The 25,740-nt window shown below is 49.6% G+C and carries 21 protein-coding genes; 8 read left to right on the forward strand and 13 right to left on the reverse strand.

Annotated elements, in window-relative coordinates; all coding sequences use genetic code 11:
* Positions 1-10: 10 nt before the first annotated feature.
* Genes PHO67_05735 through PHO67_05745 form a run of 3 tightly spaced genes read right to left on the reverse strand, consistent with a single transcriptional unit; the run spans position 11 to position 3,810 of the window.
* Entirely contained in the window at positions 11-1,921 is a 1,911-nt protein-coding gene (locus PHO67_05735) for a polysaccharide biosynthesis tyrosine autokinase (GenBank protein MDD5546637.1), read from the reverse strand.
* 58 nt (positions 1,922-1,979) lie between these two features.
* Positions 1,980-3,029, reverse strand: coding sequence for a nucleotidyltransferase family protein (locus PHO67_05740; protein MDD5546638.1), 1,050 nt, complete (start codon positions 3,027-3,029; stop codon positions 1,980-1,982).
* A 1-nt stretch (position 3,030) separates the two neighbouring features.
* A complete protein-coding gene (locus tag PHO67_05745) occupies positions 3,031-3,810 on the reverse strand; it encodes a polysaccharide export protein (GenBank protein MDD5546639.1) in 780 nt (259 codons plus the stop codon).
* Positions 3,811-3,933: 123 nt separating this feature from the next.
* On the opposite strand from PHO67_05745, the gene PHO67_05750 reads away from it, so the two are divergent.
* Together PHO67_05750 and PHO67_05755 are read left to right on the forward strand one after the other, a co-directional pair.
* The gene (locus PHO67_05750) at positions 3,934-4,716 is read left to right on the forward strand and encodes an ABC transporter ATP-binding protein (protein MDD5546640.1); all 783 of its coding nucleotides are present in this window, start codon (positions 3,934-3,936) and stop codon (positions 4,714-4,716) included.
* A 1-nt stretch (position 4,717) separates the two neighbouring features.
* Positions 4,718-5,524, forward strand: a complete 807-nt coding sequence (locus PHO67_05755; GenBank protein ID MDD5546641.1) for an ABC transporter permease — start codon at positions 4,718-4,720, stop codon at positions 5,522-5,524.
* On the opposite strand, the gene PHO67_05760 is transcribed toward PHO67_05755, so the two are convergent.
* Genes PHO67_05760 through PHO67_05785 form a run of 6 tightly spaced genes read right to left on the reverse strand, consistent with a single transcriptional unit; the run spans position 5,456 to position 18,567 of the window.
* On the reverse strand, positions 5,456-5,911 hold the full coding sequence (locus PHO67_05760) for a S24 family peptidase (GenBank protein ID MDD5546642.1): 456 nt from the start codon (positions 5,909-5,911) through the stop codon (positions 5,456-5,458). The two genes, PHO67_05755 and PHO67_05760, sit on opposite strands and share 69 nt — an antisense overlap.
* 41 nt (positions 5,912-5,952) lie before the next feature.
* On the reverse strand, positions 5,953-6,111 hold the full coding sequence (locus tag PHO67_05765; protein MDD5546643.1) for a hypothetical protein: 159 nt from the start codon (positions 6,109-6,111) through the stop codon (positions 5,953-5,955).
* Entirely contained in the window at positions 6,101-7,153 is a 1,053-nt protein-coding gene (locus PHO67_05770) for a radical SAM protein (protein ID MDD5546644.1), read from the reverse strand. Before PHO67_05770 ends, PHO67_05765 begins: the two co-directional genes overlap by 11 nt.
* A gap of 1 nt (position 7,154) precedes the next feature.
* Positions 7,155-7,424, reverse strand: coding sequence for a PqqD family protein (locus tag PHO67_05775; protein MDD5546645.1), 270 nt, complete (start codon positions 7,422-7,424; stop codon positions 7,155-7,157).
* Positions 7,425-7,432: 8 nt separating this feature from the next.
* Positions 7,433-8,275 carry a hypothetical protein gene (locus tag PHO67_05780; protein MDD5546646.1) on the reverse strand — a complete coding sequence of 281 codons (843 nt, stop codon included), beginning with the start codon at positions 8,273-8,275 and terminating at the stop codon, positions 7,433-7,435.
* Between the two features lie 17 nt (positions 8,276-8,292).
* Positions 8,293-18,567, reverse strand: coding sequence for a C25 family cysteine peptidase (locus PHO67_05785; GenBank protein ID MDD5546647.1), 10,275 nt, complete (start codon positions 18,565-18,567; stop codon positions 8,293-8,295).
* Positions 18,568-18,764: 197 nt separating this feature from the next.
* On the opposite strand from PHO67_05785, the gene PHO67_05790 reads away from it, so the two are divergent.
* Genes PHO67_05790 through PHO67_05815 form a run of 6 tightly spaced genes read left to right on the forward strand, consistent with a single transcriptional unit; the run spans position 18,765 to position 23,245 of the window.
* Complete coding sequence (locus PHO67_05790) at positions 18,765-19,487, forward strand: WbqC family protein (protein ID MDD5546648.1); 723 nt, start codon at positions 18,765-18,767, stop codon at positions 19,485-19,487.
* Entirely contained in the window at positions 19,453-20,067 is a 615-nt protein-coding gene (locus PHO67_05795) for a PIG-L family deacetylase (GenBank protein ID MDD5546649.1), read from the forward strand. The genes PHO67_05790 and PHO67_05795 overlap by 35 nt, the downstream gene beginning before the upstream one ends.
* Positions 20,064-21,083 (forward strand): MraY family glycosyltransferase, encoded by a 1,020-nt coding sequence (locus tag PHO67_05800; protein MDD5546650.1) that lies wholly within the window; start codon positions 20,064-20,066, stop codon positions 21,081-21,083. The genes PHO67_05795 and PHO67_05800 overlap by 4 nt, the downstream gene beginning before the upstream one ends.
* Positions 21,084-21,085: 2 nt before the next feature.
* Positions 21,086-21,901, forward strand: coding sequence for an AAA family ATPase (locus PHO67_05805; protein MDD5546651.1), 816 nt, complete (start codon positions 21,086-21,088; stop codon positions 21,899-21,901).
* The gene (locus PHO67_05810) at positions 21,898-23,046 is read left to right on the forward strand and encodes an HD domain-containing protein (protein ID MDD5546652.1); all 1,149 of its coding nucleotides are present in this window, start codon (positions 21,898-21,900) and stop codon (positions 23,044-23,046) included. The genes PHO67_05805 and PHO67_05810 overlap by 4 nt, the downstream gene beginning before the upstream one ends.
* 16 nt (positions 23,047-23,062) lie before the next feature.
* The gene (locus tag PHO67_05815) at positions 23,063-23,245 is read left to right on the forward strand and encodes a hypothetical protein (protein ID MDD5546653.1); all 183 of its coding nucleotides are present in this window, start codon (positions 23,063-23,065) and stop codon (positions 23,243-23,245) included.
* Between the two features lie 46 nt (positions 23,246-23,291).
* On the opposite strand, the gene PHO67_05820 is transcribed toward PHO67_05815, so the two are convergent.
* From PHO67_05820 to PHO67_05835, 4 genes are read right to left on the reverse strand one after another with little or no spacing between them, the layout of a single operon-like run.
* Complete coding sequence (locus tag PHO67_05820) at positions 23,292-23,477, reverse strand: hypothetical protein (protein ID MDD5546654.1); 186 nt, start codon at positions 23,475-23,477, stop codon at positions 23,292-23,294.
* Complete coding sequence (locus tag PHO67_05825; GenBank protein MDD5546655.1) at positions 23,470-23,811, reverse strand: hypothetical protein; 342 nt, start codon at positions 23,809-23,811, stop codon at positions 23,470-23,472. Before PHO67_05825 ends, PHO67_05820 begins: the two co-directional genes overlap by 8 nt.
* A gap of 4 nt (positions 23,812-23,815) precedes the next feature.
* On the reverse strand, positions 23,816-24,592 hold the full coding sequence (locus PHO67_05830) for a class I SAM-dependent methyltransferase (GenBank protein MDD5546656.1): 777 nt from the start codon (positions 24,590-24,592) through the stop codon (positions 23,816-23,818).
* Positions 24,589-25,602 (reverse strand): ATP-grasp domain-containing protein, encoded by a 1,014-nt coding sequence (locus PHO67_05835; GenBank protein ID MDD5546657.1) that lies wholly within the window; start codon positions 25,600-25,602, stop codon positions 24,589-24,591. Before PHO67_05835 ends, PHO67_05830 begins: the two co-directional genes overlap by 4 nt.
* Positions 25,603-25,740 lie beyond the last annotated feature (138 nt).

The raw sequence follows: 25,740 nt of genomic DNA on the forward strand, positions 1-25,740 counted from the left end.
CCAAAGAGTATCATGTCTCTTTCACGCCCCGGCCGGGCTTCTCTTCATGAGGCTTATAGTGATAATAATAACTCGAATACATCTCTACTTCAGGTGAGATATTATTTAAGACCACTCCTTTGACAGGCGCCTTTACGGATTCCAATTGTATTTTTGCGCGATGGAGCGCGCTCCTGGATATCTTCCCAGCCTCATAAAGTAAAATCACCGCATTTACATTCGGCGCAAGCACAGACGGGTCGGTAACCGCCAAAACCGGCGGGGAATCCAATAATACGACGTCGTATTTCTCCCTCATCTTCTTGAGAAAGTTAACCATATTTTGCGAACCGAGAAGTTCCGCCGGGTTTTGAACAGTTGAACCGGAAGTTAAAACATTCAGGTTGTCTATGCCGGGGATCTTCAACGCCTCATCCCAGCCGAGCCCGATAAGAAAATCTGTTAAACCCCTTATTGAACTTTCCGTCGCAGTGCCCAATAGGATATCGGCAAGCCCGGGTTTTTTGTCTTTGAACCCGAAGATCTTATGGATTATGGAACGTCTTAGATCGGCGTCGATCAGGAGGACTCTTTTACCCATCTGCGCCATTGTAAGCCCTAAATTTGCGATCGTTATCGATTTGCCTTCGCCGGGTCCCGTGCTCGTTAATAATAAATTCTTCCCGTTAAGCTCTCCGCCAAAGACTTCTATTTGTATGCTCGTATACAAAATCCGGTATGCCTCGATGATCGGAGATTTGTTCGGATAATTTATGATCAGTTGTTGCTTCAGCTGCGATAATTTATCGTCTTCCTTGACGTCCTTTATTATAGAAACTTTCTCCCTGAAGCTCTTCTTTTCTTCGCCTCTGATCGGTAAGTGGGGGATCACTCCCAAAACGGGCAGCTTGATTACGCTTTCAATATCCTCTATCGTCCCTAATGAGGTATCTAAGTGTTCCGTGACAAAAGCCGAAACAAAACTCAAAGTCAGGCCCACGATCACCCCCATCAGCAAATTCAATACGCGGTCCGGCTTCATGGGACGCACCGGGACGCTCGCGGGATCGACTATATTGACATCGGAAACCTCCTCCGCCTCGGCGAACTGCGCTTCATGGAACCTATCTTCTAATTCCCGATATGCCTTTTCGTTCATCTGGAATTCCCGGGTCAGCCGCGCAAATTCGAGTTCCGTTTCCGACATCTTCTCGAGCCGCTCCTTTATTCCCTGGATTTGTTCTTTTATTTTTACTACGTCGGGGTGAAGTTCGGTATACGTCAAAAGCAGCTCGGCCCTTTTGCTTTCAAGCTCTACCAGTTTATTTTGAAGCGGGACCGCGATGCCCGCCGCCGCTTCTTTCCTCCTGAATTCCATAAGAGCGACTTCGGACGCCCTTAACTTCTCCTTGATCTCTTCCATCCTTTTCTCGACAAACTCGCGCACAGAGCGGGCCTGCTTATTCTTTTCCTTTAGATTTTCGACGACAAACGCCTTGGTGATGACGTTAGCGATCGCGGCGGCCTTCCGCGGGTCTCTATTGACCACGTCGATGCGGATGAGGTTGGTATTAGTCACGATCTCCGTCGAGATGGATGCTTCCACGGACGAGACCATCTTCTGGAACTCTTCTTCGGTTGGGTGGGTGCCGGCCAAATTTAATTCCCTGACGACCGCTTCTGCGACCGGCTTGCTTTTTATGATCCTCGACTGGGAAAGAAGCGGGTCTCCCGGGGAAACGACAAATACCTCCGTTAATAACTTTCCGAAGGTTTTCTTTTCGGCTATGCTGACGGTCGCGGAGGCTTTATATGCCGGTTCTTCGAGAAGCGTATAAGCGGCGGTTAAGGCCAAGACGATGCCAAAAGTAAGAAAAACTATCGTCTTTCTTTTTCGTAAAATAACCCAATAGTCGCGCAGGTTTAATTCATACTGCGGCATTTATGCTCCCTGACAGAACTCTTTTATTTTCATAAACTTGGCATTGATTATATAACATCTATGGCGAGGTGTCAAGCAACGAACCTGCCGCCTTGGAAGATTCGACGAAAATCGCTTTAAAATGAAAGAGATAAAGGCGCAGGAGCGAGTACCCGGGCAGATAAACGGCCCTCAAAACGCTTGGGCGCGGCAGGATGATCTCGAATAAGTATAAAAGCTTATCCTTAAGCTTTTCCAAAGATAACAGGATAAAATAGAACCTTACCTTTTCGGATATATCTTTATGTATCGCCAGATCAAGGATCTTCCTCGTTAAGATGTTTTCAGCCGGCGGTTTTAATTTTTCCAAGATTTCCCGTGGGACCCGGATCCCGATTTTTATTTCGGCGGCGATAAGACAGTAGTAAACAGGGCTTTTGACCCTAAATCTGCGGCATTTATCCAGGAACCTGGCCCAATCAAATACATTTTCATACGCATTTAATAACGCGCAAATATCCACGAACCAGATCAGCCTCTTCAACCCGTGGTGATAAAACAGGTGCAGGCAGAGCGAGATCAGCTGGTCCTCGGGCGAGAGGACCCTGACCTTTCTCCCGCTCAAAGCTATGGAACCGGAATCTCTCCATAACTCGGCGTTATCGATATTGCAGGTTTTATGCCGGCTTTTCACCCTGACCGAATTTAATATGCTCGAATGGATATCAATGGCTATTTCGCCGTTATAAAAATCCTCCCGGCAATATTCTTCGCAAGCGTAGCCTAATTCGTTTAACTTATTTTTCGCGCGCGGAAAATCGCTTTCTTCGATTAAAAGGTCAATATCGGTTATGGGGCGTACGGCTATATTGGGGTATACCGTATCCATCAGCGAGAGGCCTTTTAAGACTATCGCATCGATACCCGCCGTTTCAAAAGCGGCCAGAACTTCGTTTAATTTCTCTTGAGCGAATAAATTGAAAGATGCGTTATTATAATAATGGCGGGCTAATCCTGAAACGAATTCAGGCGGTAATGAATCCGAAAGGCCGGTATTTTTGATGCTATAATACAAAAGGGCGCTGAGCCCTTCCTCATGCGCCCTTTTTGCTAATTCATCAAAAACCATTCTACCAGCCGGGGTTGATGATTTGTTTAGTCAAAATATATGAGGTCAACGGTTGATTTATCTTCGTGAAGAAATCTGTGGCGTTTGATATGAACGAGCGGGAGACAAAAACGATGTCATTAGGCTGCAATAAAATATTGTTGCGTAAATTTGCCTTTGTATAGATATTTGCCACATCGATCTTTATAAGCTGGGGGTCTTTATTCTTAGTAATATCCCCCCGTATCACCAGAACGCTTCTCGGAACCGCGTCAAGAGTGAACCCGCCGGCGCCGCTGATAGCCTCTATAAGCCGTACTTGTCCGCCATACTTATAAACACCCGGGCTCTTGACTTCACCTAATATAAATACGCTCTTGCCCTCAAATTTCTTAAGGATGACGGTGACTTGCGGATGCCTGACGTAAACGGAAAATCTTTTCGTCAGTTCTTCGTTCAATCGGCTCATGCTTAATCCATAGACATCGACCTCGCCTATCAGCGGATATGAGATTTTCCCGTCCGGACGGACTGTTATTTCCTTGGAAAGTTCGCTAATGTCCCACACTGAAATTTCGATGACATCGCCCGTACCTATGTGATATTCCAAAGGCCTCGTCCAATATTCCTCTTCTACGGCGGCCGGGGCCGGTTCTGCTTCTTTAGGAGGCCCCCCCGCAAGATAACCTTTATTCCCGGCTTGGGCTTGGGCTTGTTTCTCCTCGGAAAAGACAGGGGCGGGCAAAAAAGCTAGGAGGCAAAGGATAAGGCTTACTGCGATAAACTGATTTTTATCTTTCATCTCAGGGTCATTATAACAATATCTCCCCGCTTTTTCAATAACTTTATTAATATTAATAAACTGGTTGCCAATTACTTTTTGCGGTGGTATAGTTAGGCAAAGGCGAAATAAAAACCTAATCAGATGAGACCTATATTGGAAGTAGACGGGGTAACCAAGGATTTTACCCCTCCCCTCTCTTTCGGAAAATTAATCAGGTTCGATCTCAGGCGCGGGATACCGGTCAGGGCGCTCGATGACGTTTCCTTCCGCCTTGATAGGGGGAAAATACTCGCTGTCCTAGGACCGAACGGAGCGGGCAAGACCACCCTTTTAAAGATAATCGCTACACTCCTCCTGCCTGACAAGGGCGCTGTATCGTTCAACGGCTCTGATCTTGAAGAAAAGATAAAAATGTCCGTCGGATTGGTGACTGATGAAGAGAGAAGTTTCTACTGGCGCCTTACAGGCAGGCAAAATTTGGAATTTTTTGCCGCTCTCTACGGGCTCGACGGAAAAACCGCTAAATCCAGGATAAATGAGCTGTCGGGATTATTTGCGGTCGATTACGCAGACAAAAGGTTCGATTCCTATTCGACCGGCATGAAGAGACGTTTTGCGTTAATGAGGGGGCTGCTCCACGACCCGGAACTCCTATTGTTAGATGAACCGACCAAAAGCCTCGATTACGCCGCCGCCTTGAGCATGAGAAACTTCGTTAAAGAAACTTTAGTGAAAACACAAGGCAAAACCGTAATACTCGCTACCCACCATATGGACGAAGCCCTGGATTTTTGTGACTTATTTATGATATTAAATAAGGGGAAACTCCGCGCCATGGGCTCGTTAGGACAATTACGAAAGCAAGCAGGCGATCCCGCCGCTACGCTGGGAGAGATGTTCGTGAAACTGACTACGGGGTCGTAAGGTGCACAAAATACCGCTGGCCTTCATAAAGAAGGACTTCCTTATTGAGTCCAGTTATAAACTGGCTTTTCTTGCCAATATCTTCGGGGTCCTGCTAAGCCTGCTGGGTTATTTCTTCATCGATAAATTATTCGGCCGGATGATGGTCAGCCATTTGGAAGAATTTGGCGTGAATTATTTTTCCTATGTCTTGCTAGGCATGGCGTTTTTCAGTTATATCGGCATCGGGTTGGGTTCTTTTTCAAACCGGATACAGTCCGAACAAACGCAGGGGACCTTAGAAGCGGTCCTCCTGACCCCCGCCGGGATATCTACCATATTATTCTCCATGGCCTTGTGGAACCTTATCTTCGCAACTGTAGACATGGTTATCTTTATCGCCCTGGGGATCTTTTTATTCAAAATAGACTTCACCGGCATAAATATATTATCCGCTCTTGTAACGCTGCTTTTGACAGTTGCTTCCTTTAGCGGATTAGGGATAATATCCGCAAGTTTTGTAATGGTCTTCAAGCGCGGAAACCCTCTGGGCTGGATAATAAATAGTGTCGAGGGTTTAATAGGCGGGGTCTATTTCCCCGTTACCGTATTGCCGGGGTGGCTGCAATTCCTGGCGAAATTTTTTCCCATAACTTATGCTGTCCGGGCTATGGAATTATCTGTTTATAGGGGTTATTCTCTGGCACAGCTCGCCAAAGAGGTGGGATTCCTGTTGCTATTCTCCGTGCTGCTCATCCCATTAAGTATCGTTTTTTTTAAATACAGCGTAAAGAAGGCGAAGATGGATGGCAGCCTGGCACAGTATTAAATGATATAACCCCAGGACGCGATTGAGGGGCGCCAAAAAAAACGATTCGAGGTCTAACGTCAGCGCGCCTTTTTGGATATGGTATATCTTGCCGAACAGATCTTTGTGTCTGAAAGGCGCGTCGGCCGTAAAAGTCCTGTCTGATTTAGTAATGAGGAGATGACGATCGCCTTTGCCCCGTTTCATTATAAGCCTGTGGGCGCATAGCTTTCCTTTAACGCCAAACACGGCTATATCGCCGATCTTGATCTCTTTGAAAGTGATGGGCCTTATGACGACGATATCCCCTTCTTTTATCAGCGGGCCCATGCTGTCCCCTCTCGCGCACAACCTAATCGCAGATCCTTCGCGAGCCATGACTTCTTTTATGATAGAGAATGATCTCATTCCATGCATCATCACGTCCGCCATTTTAACCCGGCCCTTATTTACGAAAGAACGCGGGTGCAGGGGGCTGTTTTTCTGCAGCCGCTAAATCCTCCCCTGGCTGTATTGCAAACCGTGGATATCACCTCTATCCTCTTGGAAAAAATGACGGCCGGCTTGCGGTACGGCTTCTTCTTGCCTTCACGCGGGCTATCTTTCATCGTTTATCAATTCCTTTCTTTCCGCTACAATTTCTCCTATTGCTTTTGCGACCGAACAATCAAAATTCGACGGTCCAAAAATATCGCCGTCTTCGGAAAGCGCTATTCCGGAACATCTAAAACAAAATTGCACGAGGCCGCATCTCTTGCATTCCGGGAGGTCGGGCAGTTTTATATTTCTTACGAACTTTAACCCCTCCGAGGAACGCCATATATCCCCAAGCTTCTCTTCATGGAGGTTGCCCAATTTTACGTTCAACCCGATACAGGGATAAACATCGAGATGGGGCGTAATAAAAATATTATTGAATCCGGCGATGCAAAGAAGCGCATCGCCATCAGCCTCTCTTTTCTTAAGGGGGATACTGTTTGATACGAAGAAATCTTTGATCTTCTCCTCATTGAGCCTGTATTTCAAGGGGCCTTTCGAGCCGTCGTTCCTGCCCACGACGCAATAATCAAATACAAAATCCGCGCCGATCTCCCCCGCTAAAGACTCAACAGCCCTAAACTCTTCAATATTGTCGTTCATGATAAGGAACTTAAGGACGACTTTTATGTTCTTTTCCCTGAGAAGCGTCGCTGCTTTTATTGTCTTATCGAAAGAACCCGGGGAAAAAGTAATGGCATCGTGCAGGCCCTTATCGGCGGCATATATGCTCGTCTCGACCGCCAAAGGATGGAGAGACGCTATTTTCCCGCTGACAGTTTCGTCGACCAAAGTGGCGTTGGTCATCAACCGCAGGGCGAAACCCTGCTCTCTCGCATATGACGCGATATCAAAAAAATCATCCCTCATCAAAACCTCTCCGCCGCTGAGGGTAAGATAAAGACAGCCCATATTTTTGAGCTCATCTATGACGGATCTTGCCTTTTCATAAGAAAATTCCTGTCTGCCTTTCGCCCCGGCGGCGTAACAATGCCTGCATCCTAAATTGCATTTATAGGTCAATTCCCAATGGGCCATGAAGCAGATAAAATCATCCATTGTCTTGCGGTATATCCTTAAATACTGGTCTTTGGTAGTGTCGACTTCTCTCATCTTATTTGATCTCTACCGCCCCTCTTTGTACCATATCCTCTATGAACTCGGTGATGTCTTTCAGCGCCTCTTCATGCGTGGCGTCGAATTCCGATATGACCGCGGCGCTGATCTCGTCGATATTCCTCTTCCCGTCCATGATCTCCCATATGCGCGAACCGACGTCGCTCAAAACAATGGTCTCCTGTTTATCCAAAAGGACGATAACGGCCTCTCCGTCTATGATCCTTGAAGCGGTCTTGCCGGATTTGACCGGTATCTTTGTCTTCATATCCACGGTCAATTCTCTCTCTTTGAGAACGCTATTTCAGATTTAAGCCCTTCTATGTGGAGCCAGAACGACGGCTCCGGCAGGAAATGCAGCCCGTAACAAGGCACGGCGGACAGAAGCTCCGAAAATGCCGCGAGCAATCCATCCCCGGGGATCAGCCCTGCCGGTATATGGGGTACGGTAAATAGATTCGCCAGGGCATACGCGGGCGAGAATCTCTCCAGATACACCGTCTTGTCTTTTATCAATTTAAACAAGCCCTTTATCCGGTAAGGCTTGTTCTGCCTCGGCCCTATTTGCCTATCTCCCCAGGCCGGAGTGGGAAAAACCTTAAATTCACCGTCAACTTTCTTGGCGAGTATCAGGTCGTCGCTTAAGATAACCCTGCCCGGAGATAAGCCGGCTACCGTGGACTTGCCTGCGGTAGACGGGCCGATAAATACGTGCGCCTCTTCCCCTTCCAATACGCCCGCCGCGTGCAGGGCTATCCCCCCGTCTTCCAGGACCACCAAAAATGTGTAAAGATTCCTCAGAAAAGTGCCCAACGGATACAGGGGATTCAGGGGATTTAACTTTATCCGGCCGCGTCTTTTTGAGAAATCCAGACTGCCTAAAAGGCAGTCATCCTCTATGACCATGGCGCCGTCTTTAAAAACAAGCTTCGAAAAAGGGAAATATTCCGGCGGCGCATCGCGGGTCAACTCTACATCGACGGAAAGCGCCGGCTCGGCGTCGGAAAGAAATGCATCATATGCTTCGAGAACATCTTTAACAAAAGATGCGTGGCTCTCTTCATCGATGTTGAGACCTACTATATGGCCGGCGACCTCTATCCTGAGTTTTCTTTTCATCTCTCCCTGGAAAAATCTTAGTCTTCCGGCTCCTTAGATTCCTTAGAACCGTCTTTCCATCTTTCGTTGTCTTTGACGTTTGTCAAGACTTCCCGGAGGATATTCGCAAAACTATCCGCCGGTATAGACAGCGAAGGCTGATTACTACCGGACTGTATCTCTATTTTTTTAACTTTTATATTCTTCTCTATATTTAAAGACAAAGCCGGGTCTCCAAAGAGAGTCTGCGTTTGTATCAAATCTTTATGCTGTCCTCCCGTATTTGAAAAAAAGTTTATCTTCGCTTTGGTTGTGGCGGGGCCAAGCCTGTAATTGCCGTCCACAAAGATCGATTTGTATAATTCTTCGCTTAAGGCCTGATGCCCTTCCGGCACGCCCATGCCCGTAGGAGAAAAACAGGCGATCGCGCCGGCGTCTCTTCTCTTCAAAAACACCTCGGCCAGAGATTCGTTCCCCTCTTCCGGGTGCAGGAAATAACCATCCAGGCAATCAAAGGAGACGACAAAGGGATACTTGCGGTAATTATCTAATAAACCGACCGTACCCGTATTAAATAATCCCTCCTGGGTCCAAAGGTCGGTCGAGCCGTGTCCTACGTAATTCAGCAAGACCGCGCCGCTATTTATATTATTTATCATGTCCCGGGTAAATTGTGAATAATCCGCGTAACCGGAAAGATATAATTTCACCGGAATTGCCTTCTTGGGCAGATACTGCAGCAGGTTATCCGAGATCTGTTCAAAGAGCGCCTCGTCATCTGCCGCAAGAACGACTTTTCTGCTGTATTCCCTGGAACGCAGATTGGCATAAACCACGGTTTTCCTGACTACGTTATCGACTTCGTCCTCGTTCCTTGCGGGGATCCTGCCGATGAACATATCCGGCAATATATCATCCTGGACTTGCCCGCCGACAAGTTGCGGGGGGTCCAGGCACACAAACCAGTTATCCGAAGCGGTCTCGCCCAGATACGGCACGTCAGGCAACAGGTAGGCCGGGACGTAGTTTATTTTCCCGGAACCCAGACAATCCCTATAATCGTAATTCGCGTCGCCGACCAGGAGAACATACGTAGGCACCGGATGCCGCCACCTATTATAGGCGAATCTTAGGAAATCTTTTATCGCATACGGGCTCACAAGGCCATAATTAAATTCGTCGTATACATCCTCGACGTCGACTACGCTGACGTTCAGCCTTTTATTCCTATACAATCTCTCAAGCGGGGAGAGGCTGTTTTTAAAAGCCCCGTATGAAATTACTATATAGTCGGCCTTGTTTTCCGGTGAAGACAGCTTCGAGGGCGCATCGATCTTCAGGCGCTCGGCTAAATTCGCTTTATCCGGGGTCAGGGCGAGGAACCTCTTTTCCTCACCCGGCTTGAAATCGTACCTGAATATTAACGAATATGAACCGTTCGTTTGGAATACGACCCTAAACCCGGTGACATATTTGGCCGTTGCCGGCTCGGTTATATCAAATAATTCGGCGTCATCTCTCGTAAACCCGGATATATTGAACTCGTCCACGCCGCCGTTAACCGACTTATAAGAAAAATCCAGGAGATTGTCATCCGCGACAAAATTCCGCCAATATTCCACCTCGAAGTAGTTCGGCACAAGAAGGTCGTATTCTGCCCCCGGAGGAAGCTGCGCCGCTATAGTTATAGTGTTGCCGCCCTCGACAAGGACGTCCTGCGGCACATTTATCTCTACCACATGTTCATCCTGGCCCTCCCATGACACATAATCAATAAGCCCATTATTCAGATAGGTCGATGTTTGATGGCCGACGTCAAATAGGGCGTAATAAGCGACTCTCACCTTAGCCTCATCTCCGGGATGGAGGAGATTTATGTCTTTAAGATCTATCTGGTAATCAACCTGCGCCCCTCCCCAGATGTAGCTATCCCAAAACCAGCGGTCAACATCCTCGGGGCCTTTGCGCTCGCCCCAATAATAATCGTTCTTCTCTAAGCGCGTTACGGCCCTAAACCTGTCGGGGGCTTCCGCCGGCTCGTGAGTGTCGGCAGGCGCATTCTCCATCCTCAATCCCGCTCCCTGGTCGTAGGTAAGCCAATATACATTCTCTTTTGAATATTTTGAATTATTGGCTTGGGCGTAAAATTCAATATAGTCATAACGGCCGAATATCCCGTCTTCTTCCCCGGAAATACGCAGGGCTACTTCCTTCCCTTTGTTATAACACCTTATCTTGCGCGGATCCAACCGCATTATATCGTAAAAATCAGCGTTCCAGAGGTCATCCCACCCTATCCGGTGCAGCCCTTCTTTTGTGGTGTATGCCTTCACCTTAGAATACTTGCCGGGCAAAGGCAGGGGCGGCTCTACCGGCGGGTTGACTTCGTTGGCGCTGAATTGCAGCTTGACCCTTATCCTTTTATAAAATTTCAAGTCATGACGGGCCGGATTAAAAGCCAGGGGAGCGATGTTCACGCAAGCCGTTCTTTGGCCCCTCATTTCTCCCACGAACCCGAGGCTGACTATATCAACGGGATAATATTCATCCGCAGAATAAAATTTCTTGTCTACTATAAGCTGCGATTCTATCTTCTTGAACCGGGGTTTTTCTGCTTTCAAATTTTCATCGGCAGTCATTGTTTTCTTTAAGTCCCCGATAACGCGGGAAGTTCTGACAGGATAGATATTGTAGCCGGATAGTTCGACCACATCAAAATCCAGGTCCGCGACGGCGCAAGATACGCCTTGCGGAATGCTTAACAGGACCGGCTTGAGCGGCATCCGGGGTTTCCCCTGTTCATCGGTATATCCGTGCTCGTATCCGGGGATCCCAAGGACCTGATACGTGACCCCGCCTATCTTTTTAGGGGTCGCCTTAAATTCTGAGGTTACGAGCTCCAGGGTAATGCCTGATTCGTCAGAATTGATTACGCGTATCCCTTCTTGCGCCTCTTCCTCTTTTTGCTTCGGGTCCGTGCCGTGTAAGAATTCCTCTAAATTAGTGAACCCGTCGCCATCCGGGTCAAGCGAGGCATCGCCAGGATCGTGGGGATCAAACCCGTGATAGATCTCCCAATCATCAGTCATACCGTCGCCATCCGAATCCAGCCCCGGATGGGCCGTTACGGGTCCGTGCATCCTGGTGCGGCCGCTGAATTCCACGTCCTCCAACTTATAATAATAGGTATTGCCGCCGGTTACGTTGCCGTCGGGATAGAAATACTCCCCTCCTATGGTGGAGGTGCCCAGGCCCGGGATCAGCGAAGGATTTAATTTTGTATAAGGCCCGTTTTTGTTCGTGCTCACGTAAAGGTTAAAACCCGCATTATTGTATTCCGAGGCCGTATTCCAACGAATATCTACTTTGTCAAAATAACCAATGGCGTAAAAAGACGTCAATTTAACAAGGGTTGGCGAAAACCAGTTGGTGTTATTCCCTCCGTCGTTGGAATTATCGGGATTGATATAATTAGCATTGAGGTTGACGGAATTTGATACATCCACATACGCGGCTGTCCAGCCGGGTGACGCGCCTTTAGAACCGGCCGGATATACGGCCCATTGGTTCGAGCCGCTTCCGTCCGAACGGCCCAGTGTTATCTGGTTACCCGCGCCCGAGGCGCCGGAGAAATTCAGGTTATTGGTGACAGTCGTGCAATAATTATTGGGGGGAGTTTCCACGTTAAAAAGCAATGTCTTGCCCGCGGTCGTGCAGGTCAAGTTATAGAATGAGGTGCTTCCGTATATGGTCGAGGTCCTGGTATTATCGTTAAATACAACTGTGCCGCCGTTGGCGATGACCTGGGCGGAAGTCCCCAGATTCTTAAAATTCCCCCCTACGGTGGTTGTGCCGCTTGAAAGAGTGAGCTCGGCATTTGCGGTGGATTCAGGAACAGTTCCGCTCGTTACGATACCAAGTTCAAGCCCGATACTGTGAGTGCCGCTTCCTAAATCAATGTAAGAGATATCAGAGCCATTTATTCTGGGATATACATGCATATCCAATCCTACCGTGATGTTGCCTGTCGTAACGTTTACCTGGCCTACGCATGCAAATTCGGTCAGGTTCCACTCCCCCGCGTCAAACCATCCCGAACTTACAATATTGTACTGGTTGACGTTAAGGACGTTAGTCGTATTCTGGCCCTGATGGCCTGTCTGCCAATTTCCGGAATGGGTCACGTTCCCCGTAAGGGTCAATGTGGCGCCGTTGGCAATAAATATCTGGGTGGTCGACAGGTCCCCGCCATTCATGGTGGTGGGGGCAGCTAAGTCGAACCAAAGCTCCGTCACGTAAATTGTGCCGCTGTTTACGATCGTAGCGCCGTATACAAAAATCTTTTGATTAGCTACGCTTTGCTGGAGAACGCCTGTCCCGACGGTCAACGTCCCATGGATATCGAAGCCCATCCAGTCGGCGCCCATGTTGATCGAAGTAGTCTTGCCGGCATAGCCGCATGTTAAACTATTGAAAGTTATGTAGTGGCTATGGCCGATTATCGAGCCCGTGCCCTTAAGGTCGACGAGAGAAGTGCCCCATTGAAAGTTAGCCTGTACGTTCACATCGAAGTTGCCTGTCGTGGCGTCTTGAATGGTTATCGTCGAGGCGTTCGCGTAGAAAGGACCGTTTATGGTTATAGTACCGTTTGTGCCGCCGTCGCCGGTAGTGAGGTTTTTGCTGGTCGCGGCGTCGTCGTCAAGGGTGGTAAAGTATTTCCCCGAGTTGTTTGTAAATGTCCCGTCGAGAACGAGGTTATTAGTATGGATATAATTCCTGCTGCCGGTGGTACCGCCGTTATTGACAAGATTGCCCAAATGCGCGCTGGAATTTATGTATTTGCCGTCGCCTGTCATGGTAAGGGTATTCTTGGTGGTTGTGGCTCCGAAAGCGGTTATTACCACATTTCCCGAAGCGGATACGGTATTGGTCTGGCTGTTGGTGAATGTCCCTGCATTGGTGAAATCAGCGCAGGATAGGGAACAGTCCGCGGTATTGGCGGTATAGGTGCCGCCGGCCTCGATAGTGAAATTCCCGCAAACGAGCGAACCGTTATTTGTGATGACGCCGTTCACGTGAGACAAAAGTTCTGCTGAAAAAGTGCAGGTGCTGCCGCTCCCCACGGTAAAAGAGCAGTGGTCGCTGCCGTTTACCGAGTCATTTATCCAAAAGTTGACTGCGGTTATATCTCCCGAACCGGTGGTCACCTGGCCCACTTCTGTCCCGGATGTATCACGGCCGATGAGAAAATTTCCTGAGGATGTAAGATCGTAACCGTCGAGGTTAAGGACGGCGGTCGAATTAGCTTGCCAAAAGCCTACTCTCCACTCATTAGAGGCGGTCACTGCCCCGGCCAGGGTCACTATGCCCCTGCCGATCTGGATGTGTTCGGCTGTGTAGACGCCGCCGCCCATGGTGGCGGTGCCCGCGCTGCTGCCGAGCTCAAACTCGAGCTCCACAGGGTTGCACGTTCCGCTGTTAACTATCGTCGAGCCGTTTTTCATCTGGACTTTTCTCTCGAAAGGGCTGGTAAGAGTGGCTCCGGATAGTATGGTCAGGGTATGATAAACCTGTATGCCTTCCCACGAGGCATCGGAAGTGGCTGTTACGGTAGGAGTCGCGGACACTTTACCGATAGTCAAATCATAAAATCCGGCTCTAAAGACTCCGCCGCTGCCGGCCGCGCTCTGTATCTCGGAAGTTACCTGGATGACGACCGTAGAGGTACCGTAAATAAAGGTGCCGTCCACGTCAAAGTTGCCGCCGGCGCCTGTCAGAGTGATAGTTTTGTTAGAAGCATCCAGGGTACCCGTGCTGCTGATCTTAATATGCTGGGTAAGATCTATGGAGGAAAGCAGGGTATAACTGCCTGAGACATCCAGGTTATAAAAAGCATCGGAGTTACTGGAGGTGGTGGTTATGTTTTTCCCGGCGCCGGATAGGTTTACCCAGGATGCGCCTGTGCCCGGTGTGAAAGTCCCTGTGCCGGAGACCTCCCAATTACCGCCGACTATTAAAGTGTGGCCTCCCGAATTATCAAGCGTGCCGACAGTGACCGTCATATCGTCGAACTCGCAGGCCGAGTCGAGGACTATGCTGTCGCCTGCCTCGTCGAGGTTGGTAGCCACCTGGATATCCATGTTATTAAGGTGGACGGTCTTGGTATTGAAGTCGATGTTATTGTTGGTAAGGGCCCTCTTGGCGCCTGACGAGCCCTTGATGATGATATTGTTGGTCGAGTTGGTTAAGACTATGCCCTCCCCGTCCGCGTTGCCGTTGTTTACTATCGAGCCGCCGACCTCTACGGTCACGCTCGCGCTCGAGGCATCCAGGGAAAGGGATTTATTGTCGTTTATCGTCAAGGTGTTAGAGGTGGTGATATTAGTATTTTGGGTATAGGTGCCGTTGACCGTAAAGTTATAGAATGTGGTCGTGCCGCCTCCGGTCAGAAGCTTGGTCGTGCCGGCTACCGTGGTGGTGCCGGAGCTGGACTGGGAGATGGTGCCGGCATTCCTTATATCGTCTGAGACGCTTAAGTTCTTGGCGCCCATGCTTAAGGTGGCGCCGGATTCTATCTGGAGGTCTCCGGTGCCCTGGACGGTCACGTTGCCGCCCGGGGCGAAGGTCTTGGCGCTTGAACCCTCCAGGAAGAGCTCGATATTGCTGTCTACGGTTAGATTGCCGCCTGAGGCGGCCGAGACGGAGTAGAGCACATCGCTATCCCCGTCATCCGCATTGTAGAGGTCGTCATTTGTCATGTTGGTCGTGTCTGTGTTGAATACGACGAGATGGTCCTGGTATATATTTACGCCTGATACGTTGCCGGCGCCGGAGCACCTGTAGGCCGTGGTCCCTTTTGTGGCGCCTCCAGTATTTAGATAGACACAGATTATATAATTATCGGCCAGGGTACCGTTCGTGATCGTGTATGTCCCTCCGGGATCAGAGGTCGTGGTTGTGTAGACGGATCTCGTGGCTCCGTTATAAACGACTACCGTGACGGCTGTGTTGGTTATGGGCGTGGTTTCGGTGTCGTCGGTAAAAGCGGTCCCTGATATAGTCGATGTGCCGAATATCCAGTTTATGTTATTGCCCGAGTCTGTACCGCTTGTTACAATAATGGTAGCGGGAGTTCCTCCTATGCAGGTCTGGTCTTGCACATCCACGTCTACCATAGTGAAGGTGCCCGCGCCCTGCCAGTTACGTTGGGTCGGGCTGGCGCTCGACCTTATCTGGATGAGGTCTCCCGTAGGCGCGTCAAACGCTATAATCCCGGCATTGCTGACGCCTCCGGACAGCGTTACGTTGGCGTTATCGGTCACATTGGTCCACTTTGAGGTAGCATCTGAAAGGGTAACAGCCCCTGTCGTAATCGCGACCTGCTGTATTAATTCTCCGTCTGTTATGGTCAATGTCCCGCTTATCGTCGGGGCGTCATTCTGGAAGGTAACATTATCATCGGCACCGGTAGCCGCGGTCTTGTTGATCCGGATGTTGTTATAACCGGAGGTGGCCGGCGCGCCGGCATCGAATGTCGTGCTCGTTGTCCCGTATAAAATAAGCGTTCCTGCGGCATTAACGGTGCCGTTATTATCCCAGTTGCCTCCTACGCTGGTCGTGGCGCTCGAAAGAGTGAGGCGGGCTTGAGCGGCGCCATTGGTCGCGTCGATCGTAACATTGCCTGAAAATGTATGGGTACCGCTTCCTAAGTCAATTGAAGATTTAGCGCCGCTGTTATCGGCGCTAAATACATGGAGAGTGGCCGCGGTTATGCTGCCTGCTCCGCAGGTTATCTGCCCCACCCGTGTTAGACAGCCGCTTTGTCCGACATTAATATTAGCCGTAGGCACGTTAATGTTCTTGCCGTTGAGATTAAGTATGCTCGTCTTGTTTTCGGCGCCGACATTATAACCTATCCGCCAATCTCCGGAATCGGTTATATCCCCGCCGAGGGTGAGTGTGCCGCCTGCGGTCATTTGGATCGCCGTATCCTCGTAATCCCCTCCGCCCAGGGTGGCGGTGCCGCCGGTGACGATCGCGAACTCGAGCTCGGTCACATTGATCACACCGCCGTTGACCACTGCCGAGGTGTCATACATCACGACCCTTCTTTCCGCCGCAGATGTCAGGGTGCCTGTCGCCGCCGTAGTCAGGGTCCCGCGCACATCTATGCCGTTCCACGCGTCGCCTCCGGTAACCGTTGTGGTCTTACCGGCGGCGGCGCAGGTCAGGTTATAAAATTTTGCCTGAAACCAGCCGTCGCTCACTAAGTTCCCGGTACCCTGCAGGTTGACCGTAGAGGTACCGTAGTTAAAAGTGCCGGTCACGGTCAAGTGGCCGTCGCCTGTCATGGTTATGGTCGAACTGTTAGCCGTAAAAGTGCCGTTAATGGTTATCGCACCGGCTGAGGACAGGCTCCTGCCTGCCCCGGCCGAAGCGGTATAAGAGGCACTCGCCTTGTTCTCGAAGGTGCCGCAGGCGATCGAACCGTTATTTGTGATAACGGAGGCGTTCGTGCCGTTGCCGTTGGTAATGCCGTTTGAGCCCGCCGCGATGCTTCCGCTCGCGGTTACGGTAATTGTGCCGTAGGTGTTGGTGATCGTCCCTCCCACCGTCGCGGTGTAAGCTCCGGTCGTAAAAGAAGTGGTGGCGTTGCCGTTCAAGGTAACGGCGTCGAACTCGCAGGCCGAGTCGAGGACTATGCTGTCGCCTGCCTCGTCGAGGTTGGTAGCCACCTGGATATCCATGTTATTAAGGTGGACGGTCTTGGTATTGAAGTCGATGTTATTGTTGGTAAGGGCCCTCTTGGCGCCTGACGAGCCCTTGATGATGATATTGTTGGTCGAGTTGGTTAAGACTATGCCCTCCCCGTCCGCGTTGCCGTTGTTTACTATCGAGCCGCCGACCTCTACGGTCACGCTCGCGCTCGAGGCATCCAGGGAAAGGGATTTATTGTCGTTTATCGTCAAGGTGTTAGAGGTGGTGATATTAGTATTTTGGGTATAGGTGCCGTTGACCGTAAAGTTATAGAATGTGGTCGTGCCGCCTCCGGTCAGAAGCTTGGTCGTGCCGGCTACCGTGGTGGTGCCGGAGCTGGACTGGGAGATGGTGCCGGCATTCCTTATATCGTCTGAGACGCTTAAGTTCTTGGCGCCCATGCTTAAGGTGGCGCCGGATTCTATCTGGAGGTCTCCGGTGCCCTGGACGGTCACGTTGCCGCCCGGGGCGAAGGTCTTGGCGCTTGAACCCTCCAGGAAGAGCTCGATATTGCTGTCTACGGTTAGATTGCCGCCTGAGGCGGCCGAGACGGAGTAGAGGATATTTGCATTACCGTCGTCAACCTTGTAAAGGTCATCGTTGGTCATGTTGGTCGTGTCGTTATTAAACACGACAACATGGTCTTTATAAAGGTTAAGGTTGGATACGTTGCTTGTGCCTCCGCATCTATAGACTGAGGTAGCCTTATCGCTGCCGGTAAGGCAGGCACTGATTATATCGTTATCTCCGAGCTCTCCGCTTTGAAGGGTCACGGAATAGACGCCGTTGGCATCTGTCGTGGCCGTAAAACTGGACGTCCTGGACAATGAGCTGTCGTAGACGATCACCCTGACGGGCGCGCCGGATATAGGAGTAGCTTCGGTGTCATCGGTGTAGACGGTGCCTCCCACGGTGGGCCCCGAGGGAGCGGATGTACCGGCGTACAAATCGTCCAAACTCACCGCACCGCTACAACCGGAGGCCCAGTCCTTTATCCCAAAGACCGGCCGGCCATAAGCAGCAGTGGACGGTGACGTAATTTTTGCGGATACATTTTTCCAAATATTATAAGGATCGGTACCGTCCGGATAAAGATAGCCTATGAAATCTTCCGAGATCTTCGCACTCCCTGATGTATACCACTCGACTTTAAGGTACCCATTCCAAAGGTGCAAGGGGTCGGTAGACAGATTATAAAAATAAGCATTAAAGTAATAGTCTGTACTCGCGGTTACGGCAAAGTCCTGCCAGAGACCAGAATCATCCCACCACATCTTTACTGCCTTTGAGCCGCTGATCGTATGGTTATAATCGTTGTGATGCCAGCCGCTATTACCCCAGCTGCTCCAGTCAGTGATCGTTACATAGCCTAATTGCCCTGTATCGCCTACTTCAAAATCTCCGTTCTTTACAAGGCCCAGGTCTCCCGCGACGGCTTCGTTGCAGGCGGCAAACAGCGAAAATACCGCCGCAAAAAGCAAAAGGGCGGGAAAAAATCCCGCCATTTTGTCGCTGAAAAATCCTTTTATTTTGTTAGACCCTTGCCTAACTTTCATTCAAATTCGCTCCCCTTAAAATTTTCCCAACTATTTCTGCTGTATGATTATACATAAAATACACGTGGTTGTCAAGGAGCGAAAAATATCCCTGTTTATCGCCCCGCTGAGCAATGGATTTATCCGGGTTTTTCGGGCCATTTTTCTTCTTGACAAGGGGGCGTTTTCTAATCATAATGCGTAGTATTCATAAAAAGATGAACATCTCTATCCATCAGCCCCAATATTTGCCCTGGCTTGGTTATTTCGACAAAATAGAGAGTGCCGAAAGCTTCGTCCTTCTGGATAACGTCCAGTTCGCCAAGGGCAGTTTCCAGAACAGGAACCGGATAAGGACGAAGGACGGCTGGATATGGCTGACCGTCCCCGTCATAACGAAAGGGCATTTCGGCCAGGCCTTAAATGAAGTCGAGATAAACAATAAGGTCTGTTGGCAGCACAAGCACTGGCAGAGCATCAAAATAAACTACAACAGGGCAAAACATTTTAAAGAGCACGGCCCGTTCCTCGACGCGGTATATTTTAAGCGATGGGAAAGGCTTGTCGACCTGAACGTCTTCATAACAAAATATATACTGAGTTACCTGGGGATCGAGCGAAAGATATATTTTGCCTCTCGCTTGAAGATCGACGGCAACAGCACCGACAGGTTGATCAATATATGCAAATGCTTGAACGCCGACGCGTACCTGTCCGGGACCGGCGCATATGATTATATAGACGCGGCAAAATTCGCCAAAGAGAAGATCAAGCTGAAATTCCAGGATTTCACGCATCCCGCGTATAACCAATTATATTCCCCGTTCATACCGTATATGTCTATAATGGACCTGATCTTTAACTACGGGCAAAAAAGCCTGTCTATACTCTCGGGAAAACTCGAACATGAATATATTAGCGATCGGGGCGCATCCGGATGACATCGAATTCGGCTGCGGCGGCGCGTTAACAAAATATTCCAAAGCCGGGCACAAGATCTGCCTTTTGATCTTAAGCAGAGGCGAGGCGGGCGGAAACCCCGGATTAAGGACGAAAGAGCAGGAGGAGGCGGCGAAACTCCTGAAGGCAAAAAAGGTATACTGGGGAGATTTCCCCGACGCGATGATCCCCGAAGGACAACCGCTTATCTCCTTTATCGAGGATATACTCGATAAAACTAACCCCGACATCGTCTTCACCTGTTATCCGGATGACATTCACCAGGACCATAGAAATGCCGGGAAAGCGAGCCTTGCGGCGGCCCGATCCATAAAAAATGTCCTCCATTACGAATTACCCGGCAGCCAGGGGCTTGACCCCGATATTTTCATAGACATAAGCGACACGCTGAACGCCAAGATAAAACTTCTAAGGTCCCACCGTTCCCAGATCAAAAAAACGCCTAACCATAATTCAAACATTTTAGGGATCGTAAGGTCCTGGGCGGCCTTCAGGGGAACTCAAGCAAGGGTAAAATACGCGGAAGGTTTCAAGTCCCACCGGCTGTTGCTAAAGATATGAAACCGCTGATCCTGTTATTGATCTCTTTTTTGAGCGCCCTTATCTTAACCCCCATTGCGAAATTAATTGCCCGACGTTTTAAGATACTGGACCTTCCGAACAAGAGAAAAATCCACAAAGCGCCTGTGCCCCTGCTGGGCGGAGCCGTGATCTGGCTCTCTTTTTTGATCGCGATTTTATATGCGGGGCCGCGGCAGAGTGAAATAAAAGGGCTGGTTTTAGGCGGAAGTTTGGTTTTTCTCGTCGGGCTGATCGACGATATAAAAGGGTTATCCGCGTTATTCAGGCTTATAATCCAGATCATAGCATCGGCGATAATCATAAAATCCGGCGTCTGCCTGTCGTTTCTTCCTCCCACTTTATGGGGCGATATGGCTGAAGCATCGCTGACGGTATTTTGGGTCGTCGGCATAACGAATGCCCTGAATTTCCTGGACGGCCTGGACGGCCTGGCGACGGGAGTCAGCGCGATAGCTTTGGCCTGTTTTTTGATAATCGGGATATTGACCGGGCAGCCGGTCATTATCGCATTGACATTGGCCGCATTAGGCAGTTGTCTGGGATTTTTAACGTATAACTTAAGGCCTGCCAATATTTTTTTAGGCGACGCCGGCAGCAACTTCCTGGGCTTTATTTTGGCCGGTTTTGCTATTTTAGGGGACTGGGCATACAATAATACGGTGGCGCTTGTTGTGCCCGTCTTGATCCTGGGTGTCCCGATCTTCGACGTGATCTTCACGACGGTCATGCGGATCAAGAACGGAGAGGTAAAAAACCTGAAGGAATGGCTGGAGTATACCGGGAAGGACCACTTCCACCATCGCCTCCTGGACATGGGTTTCAATCCTTTGACGGCAACGGTATTTATCTATTTCGTAAGCTTAGCCTTCGGGATCAGCGCAATTGTTCTATTGAAAGCTCCCTTGATTCATGCTATACTGCTCCTGGTGCAGATATCTATAATCTTTACCCTCATTGCTGCTTTAATGGTCGTCGGTAAAAAGGCGACGAGGTAACGATGTACGAGGAATATTGGAAGCTTAAAGAAAAACCTTTCGAGAACGTCCCTGACCCGCGTTTTTTATACCATTCCCCGAAACACGAAGAAGCTCTGATGCGCATGTTCTACGCTGTAAGGGAAAGAAAAGGCGCCGCCTTGCTTACGGGCGAATACGGAAGCGGAAAAACTATTTTAAGCCGCGTGCTTATCTCGGAACTCACCAAGAAAGACTCCCGGTATAAAGTCGCTTTGATCGTAAACCCGAAACTTTCTCCCCGGGATTTCCTGAGGGAGATATTATTTCAAATTGAAGGCACTGATGTAAACGGCGGCAAACTGCAACTGCTACATATGTTAAATGAAAAATTATATGCCGATTTAAATAATGACGTGGAGACGGTGATCATCATCGATGAGGCACAGGCGATCGATAGGGCCGAGGTCTTTGAGGAATTGAGATTGCTGCTTAATTTCCAGTTAAACAACAGATTTCTTCTTACCCTTGTCCTCGTCGGCCAACCGGAACTTAAAGAGAAAGTTTACAAGATCCCTCAGCTTGAACAACGGCTCGCCATAAGATATCATCTGAATAAACTAGATTATGAAGAGACGAAGCAGTATATCATCCATCGCTGCACGATAGCCGGCGGAGAAAATGAGATCTTTACCGATACCGCCTGTAAGGTTATCTATGAAGCCTCCGAAGGGATCCCAAGACGCGTAAATAACCTCTGCGATATGGGGTTGATAGTGGGGATGATGGCCAAAGCGCCAAACGTGGATGAAAAGGTCATGCAGGAAGTGGCTGAGGACTTCGGCGTCATAAGAAGATGATACGACTTTCAGACTTAATAAAGCTTACGCAAAAAATTTCAAAGAAACCCGAGCCTCCGAAAGCCCCGGCTGAAGATAAAAAAGAGGAGCCGGCGGAAAAACAAGAGGAAAAAAAGACGGAGCAATCTTACCTTAAACTCGCACAGGCAATAAAGGAGATGGACCGTAAAGAATCTAAAAAGGAAGAGCCGACCTACCAGGTCCAGATCTCGAAAGCGATAAATAAGATGAAGGAAGATAAAGAAGAGTCTTTTCTGATCTATGAGGAAGCGTATAACCTGATAAAAGATATCTTCGATAAGGTAAAAAACGACCAGCCGTTCGATTGCCAGCAAGTGGTCCTCGTGATAAGGAAGATGGTAGACCAGATCTGTTTAGGCGGACACGAGTTAACGGTGCTAACAAGCAGGTGCTCGCCCGAGAACTATCTGTGGTGCCACGCCGTGAACGCCTGCATCATCTCCCTTTTGATCGGGGCAACATTAGGCTATAACAAGTCTAAACTCCAGGAATTAGGGATCGCGTCATACCTTTACGACCTGGGGATGATCAAAGTCCTGGATCTGGTGGAAACCCCGAAACCGTTAAACGAAGCTGAATTCGATGAGGTCAAAAAACACCCCCGTTACTCATCCGATATCCTAAAAGGGCCCAAAGAGGATATATTGCAGCTCGCTATCAAGATCGCCCGTCAAGTCCATGAAAGGATCGACGGTTCGGGTTACCCCGACGGCATCAAAGGCGAAGATACCCATGAATATACGCAAATTATCGCGTTAGCGGATATGTACGAGGCGATGACGCACCCCCGCCCTTACAGGGACGGGTATTTCCCGCATGATGCGATCAAGGAAATATTAAGAAGATCGGAACAGTTCTCGCCGTTAGTCATTAAAGCCTTGATAAAGCGCGTTAGCCTCTACCCCATCGGGACGTGGGTCAAATTGAACACCGACGAAGTCGGAAAAGTAGCGGAAGTCCACGAAGATTATCTACTGCGTCCGGTCGTAAATGTAGTCTTCGATATAAACGGAAGGAGGTTAGACGAGGTAAAGTCGATCGATCTCTCGAACCAGCAAAGCATTTATATAAAAGAGAGCGTCGACCTATCGAAATTGGCGTTTAAATTGGATACGGGTAAATAAAGATCGGAGGTAAACGATGAAGAATTTAGCCGTTGTATCAATAATTGCGGGAATACTCAGCTTCGCGGTCGGGATTTATTCACGATTGATCCTTAAACCCGTTTACGGCCTTGAGACAAGGGCTTTCGTCGGATTTGCAGCCGTCTGCCTTCTGCTTGCCATCGCCCTCGCGACATTGAATTTATTCGGTAAGAAATAGAGCCCGGGACCTGGGACGGCCCCGCTAAGCGAAGAAGCGTTCCTTTTTATAATGCCGGGGATTGAAATTCCTCTTTTATCTTTTCATTCACTATCTTGCACAATTCGAAGTTGCCGCAGGAGGAACAGCAGCGGATCTTCACTCCCCTCGCCAGGCTATCCAGGCGGGTCTTGCAATCCCAGAAGATCTTGCACTGGACGCAGCAATTGAATTTCTTCGACTCGTCATTCATTATACCTGACCAGGTACTTCCCGTCAAAATAAAGATACTGTGTCTTTGTGAGGTAACCCTCGTCTACCGGCAGGCCGCTCATCCTCCCGTAATATGTCCATCTCTCCTTCGCGTTGCCCCATTTGCCGGTATTGTCAAATTCCTTCAAGTCCGGTTCTCCCCATTGCGCAAGGACCTGGTCTTTAGCAAGGCCGGCCCTGAGCATAGAGGTGCCGAACGGGTGTTCGATTATCTGTTTGGGGGACGGAGGCTCTATGCCTGCGCAACCGGTAAGACAGACTAAAACAGCGGATAAAACAGTAAAAACTAAACACCTTAAAAGTCTCTTTGGCATCTCCTTACCTCCGTTTTTTGAGGACCAGGTTCGTCCTTAATGATTTAATATTATATCCTTCTTTGGATTTAAAGTCAAAATTATAAAATTTTTCCTTAAATTCAAATGATCCGCTCTTCCCTGCGAGCTCCCTGAACTCGGCGAAGAGCAGTGCCCTGGTCTTGGCCCTCGAGGTCACGGTAGAATTGACCGAGGGGCCGGTCACTTTAAATATGAGCTCGTCATCGAAGGTCTTCTCCTCCGGGTTGAAAGTCTCCCCGTGCTGGACATATCTCGCGTCTACGCGGATATTACCGCGCTCCTGGGTCCAGCAAAGGTCCTCCCATCCGCCGATACGGTCATCTTCCGGCATCCAGAGGTCTATGATATAAAGCCCGCCGCCATCAAGTGAAGCGGCGACGGACCTTAGGTGGCGCAGTATGTCTTCGTCGGTAAGCAGGTACCTGAACGAATCGAGCATGCAGATCGCGCATCCGAACTTGCGGCCCGTATCAAATCCCTTCATGTCCGCCTGTGCGCATTTTACGTCGAGGCCTTCGGCCGCGGCTTTCTTCAGGACAAAATCGACCATCTCTTTTCTCCCGTCTATGCCCGCCGCTTCGTACCCGCGCCGCGCGAATTCCATAAGATGTATCCCGGTCCCGCAGGCCATATCAAGCACGGAACGGCCATTCGCGCCCGAATATTTCTCTATGCACCGCTCTATGAAATCGCATTCCGGCCTCCTGTCCCAGTCGTAGGCGACGTCGCAGAAGCCCGGATGCGAATACGCGTCTTTCATCGCAGTCCGCACCTGTCCAAAGCGGCCCCGAACATCATGTTTATCATCCTCTCATAAGTGACGCCCATAAGTTCCGCGACCATGGAAAAATAGTCGTCCCGCGCCAGGGACGGGAGCGGGTTGATCTCAAGCATATAAACCCTTTTTTCCCGGTCAACGCGGAAGTCTATCCTGGCGAAATCCCTGCACTCCAGCCCATTGAAGGCCTTAAGCGCAAATCTCTTTATCCTCTCCTCGAGTCCCGGGTCTATATCCATAATATCCCTGTATTTTAGTTCCCGCCTATCCATGAATGAACTATACTGCTTGTCCGCGCAGGTCTTATCGAAAATATGGCTGCTCAATCCGGTTTCGATCTCCACGTGGCGCTGCACGACCGGAAGGACGACGGGATCCCTGTTCCCTATTATCCCGACGGTGAACTCCCATCCGTCGATAAATTCCTCGACCAGGGCCGGCTGCCCGTATTTCCTGATTATTTCATCTGTTTGCTTCTCGAGAGAGGACATATTCCGGACCACCGAACCGGGGCCTATCCCCTTGGCCGAGCCCTCATATCGAGGCTTTACTATAAACGGGAACTTTAATCCTTTGGGCACGGCGGCCCTGCCGCCTTTTACGCATTCGAAATATGCCGGTGTCGGGATCCCGTGATACATGAATATTTTTTTTGATATTACCTTATCGAGAGAGACGGAAAGTGTGAGCGCGTCGGAACCTGCGTAAGGTATGCCGGCGATGTCGAGGAGCACCGGGACTTCGGATTCGCGGTTCCTCCCGGAGATGCCCTCGGCTATATTAAAGATTATGTCGAATTTCAGGGAGAATAATCCGGAGAGGAGGCGCTTGGATGAACCTATACGTATCGCCTTGTTACCGCCCGAATCAATAGCCTCCACGACAGCGGAGATGGTCTCTTCGCTGTCGTGTTCGGCCCATAGATCACTCGGAGAACCTTTGGGGACTTTGCGGGACTTAATATCAAATGTCAACCCGACAAGGAGCCCCATTACTTCATGTCTTACTTGACGAACGCTATATCGTCTATATAGATCGTCCCCTGCTTCTTCGCTGCGCAGGTCATATCGTCGAATACTATGACGAACTCGGTCATGGATGTAAGGTCTGTCAGGCCCGCTAACTTGTTA

The sequence above is a fragment of the Candidatus Omnitrophota bacterium genome (assembly GCA_028716565.1).
GTDB lineage: Bacteria > Omnitrophota > Gorgyraeia > Pluralincolimonadales > Pluralincolimonadaceae > Pluralincolimonas.

Excerpts from the sequence above, each read along its gene's own strand:
- PHO67_05790 (MDD5546648.1), top strand. The coding sequence starts at position 18,765 with ATGAACATCTCTATCCATCAGCCCCAATATTTGCCCTGGCTTGGTTAT.
- PHO67_05785 (MDD5546647.1), bottom strand. The coding sequence starts at position 18,567 with ATGAAAGTTAGGCAAGGGTCTAACAAAATAAAAGGATTTTTCAGCGAC.
- PHO67_05745 (MDD5546639.1), bottom strand. The coding sequence starts at position 3,810 with ATGAAAGATAAAAATCAGTTTATCGCAGTAAGCCTTATCCTTTGCCTC.
- PHO67_05820 (MDD5546654.1), bottom strand. The coding sequence starts at position 23,477 with ATGAATGACGAGTCGAAGAAATTCAATTGCTGCGTCCAGTGCAAGATC.
- PHO67_05815 (MDD5546653.1), top strand. The coding sequence starts at position 23,063 with ATGAAGAATTTAGCCGTTGTATCAATAATTGCGGGAATACTCAGCTTC.
- PHO67_05765 (MDD5546643.1), bottom strand. The coding sequence starts at position 6,111 with ATGAAAGATAGCCCGCGTGAAGGCAAGAAGAAGCCGTACCGCAAGCCG.
- PHO67_05775 (MDD5546645.1), bottom strand. The coding sequence starts at position 7,424 with ATGAAGACAAAGATACCGGTCAAATCCGGCAAGACCGCTTCAAGGATC.
- PHO67_05805 (MDD5546651.1), top strand. The coding sequence starts at position 21,086 with ATGTACGAGGAATATTGGAAGCTTAAAGAAAAACCTTTCGAGAACGTC.
- PHO67_05835 (MDD5546657.1), bottom strand. The coding sequence starts at position 25,602 with ATGGGGCTCCTTGTCGGGTTGACATTTGATATTAAGTCCCGCAAAGTC.
- PHO67_05810 (MDD5546652.1), top strand. The coding sequence starts at position 21,898 with ATGATACGACTTTCAGACTTAATAAAGCTTACGCAAAAAATTTCAAAG.
- PHO67_05825 (MDD5546655.1), bottom strand. The coding sequence starts at position 23,811 with ATGCCAAAGAGACTTTTAAGGTGTTTAGTTTTTACTGTTTTATCCGCT.
- PHO67_05740 (MDD5546638.1), bottom strand. The coding sequence starts at position 3,029 with ATGGTTTTTGATGAATTAGCAAAAAGGGCGCATGAGGAAGGGCTCAGC.
- PHO67_05770 (MDD5546644.1), bottom strand. The coding sequence starts at position 7,153 with ATGAGAGAAGTCGACACTACCAAAGACCAGTATTTAAGGATATACCGC.
- PHO67_05795 (MDD5546649.1), top strand. The coding sequence starts at position 19,453 with ATGAATATATTAGCGATCGGGGCGCATCCGGATGACATCGAATTCGGC.
- PHO67_05735 (MDD5546637.1), bottom strand. The coding sequence starts at position 1,921 with ATGCCGCAGTATGAATTAAACCTGCGCGACTATTGGGTTATTTTACGA.
- PHO67_05830 (MDD5546656.1), bottom strand. The coding sequence starts at position 24,592 with ATGAAAGACGCGTATTCGCATCCGGGCTTCTGCGACGTCGCCTACGAC.
- PHO67_05760 (MDD5546642.1), bottom strand. The coding sequence starts at position 5,911 with ATGAGATCATTCTCTATCATAAAAGAAGTCATGGCTCGCGAAGGATCT.
- PHO67_05800 (MDD5546650.1), top strand. The coding sequence starts at position 20,064 with ATGAAACCGCTGATCCTGTTATTGATCTCTTTTTTGAGCGCCCTTATC.
- PHO67_05780 (MDD5546646.1), bottom strand. The coding sequence starts at position 8,275 with ATGAAAAGAAAACTCAGGATAGAGGTCGCCGGCCATATAGTAGGTCTC.
- PHO67_05750 (MDD5546640.1), top strand. The coding sequence starts at position 3,934 with ATGAGACCTATATTGGAAGTAGACGGGGTAACCAAGGATTTTACCCCT.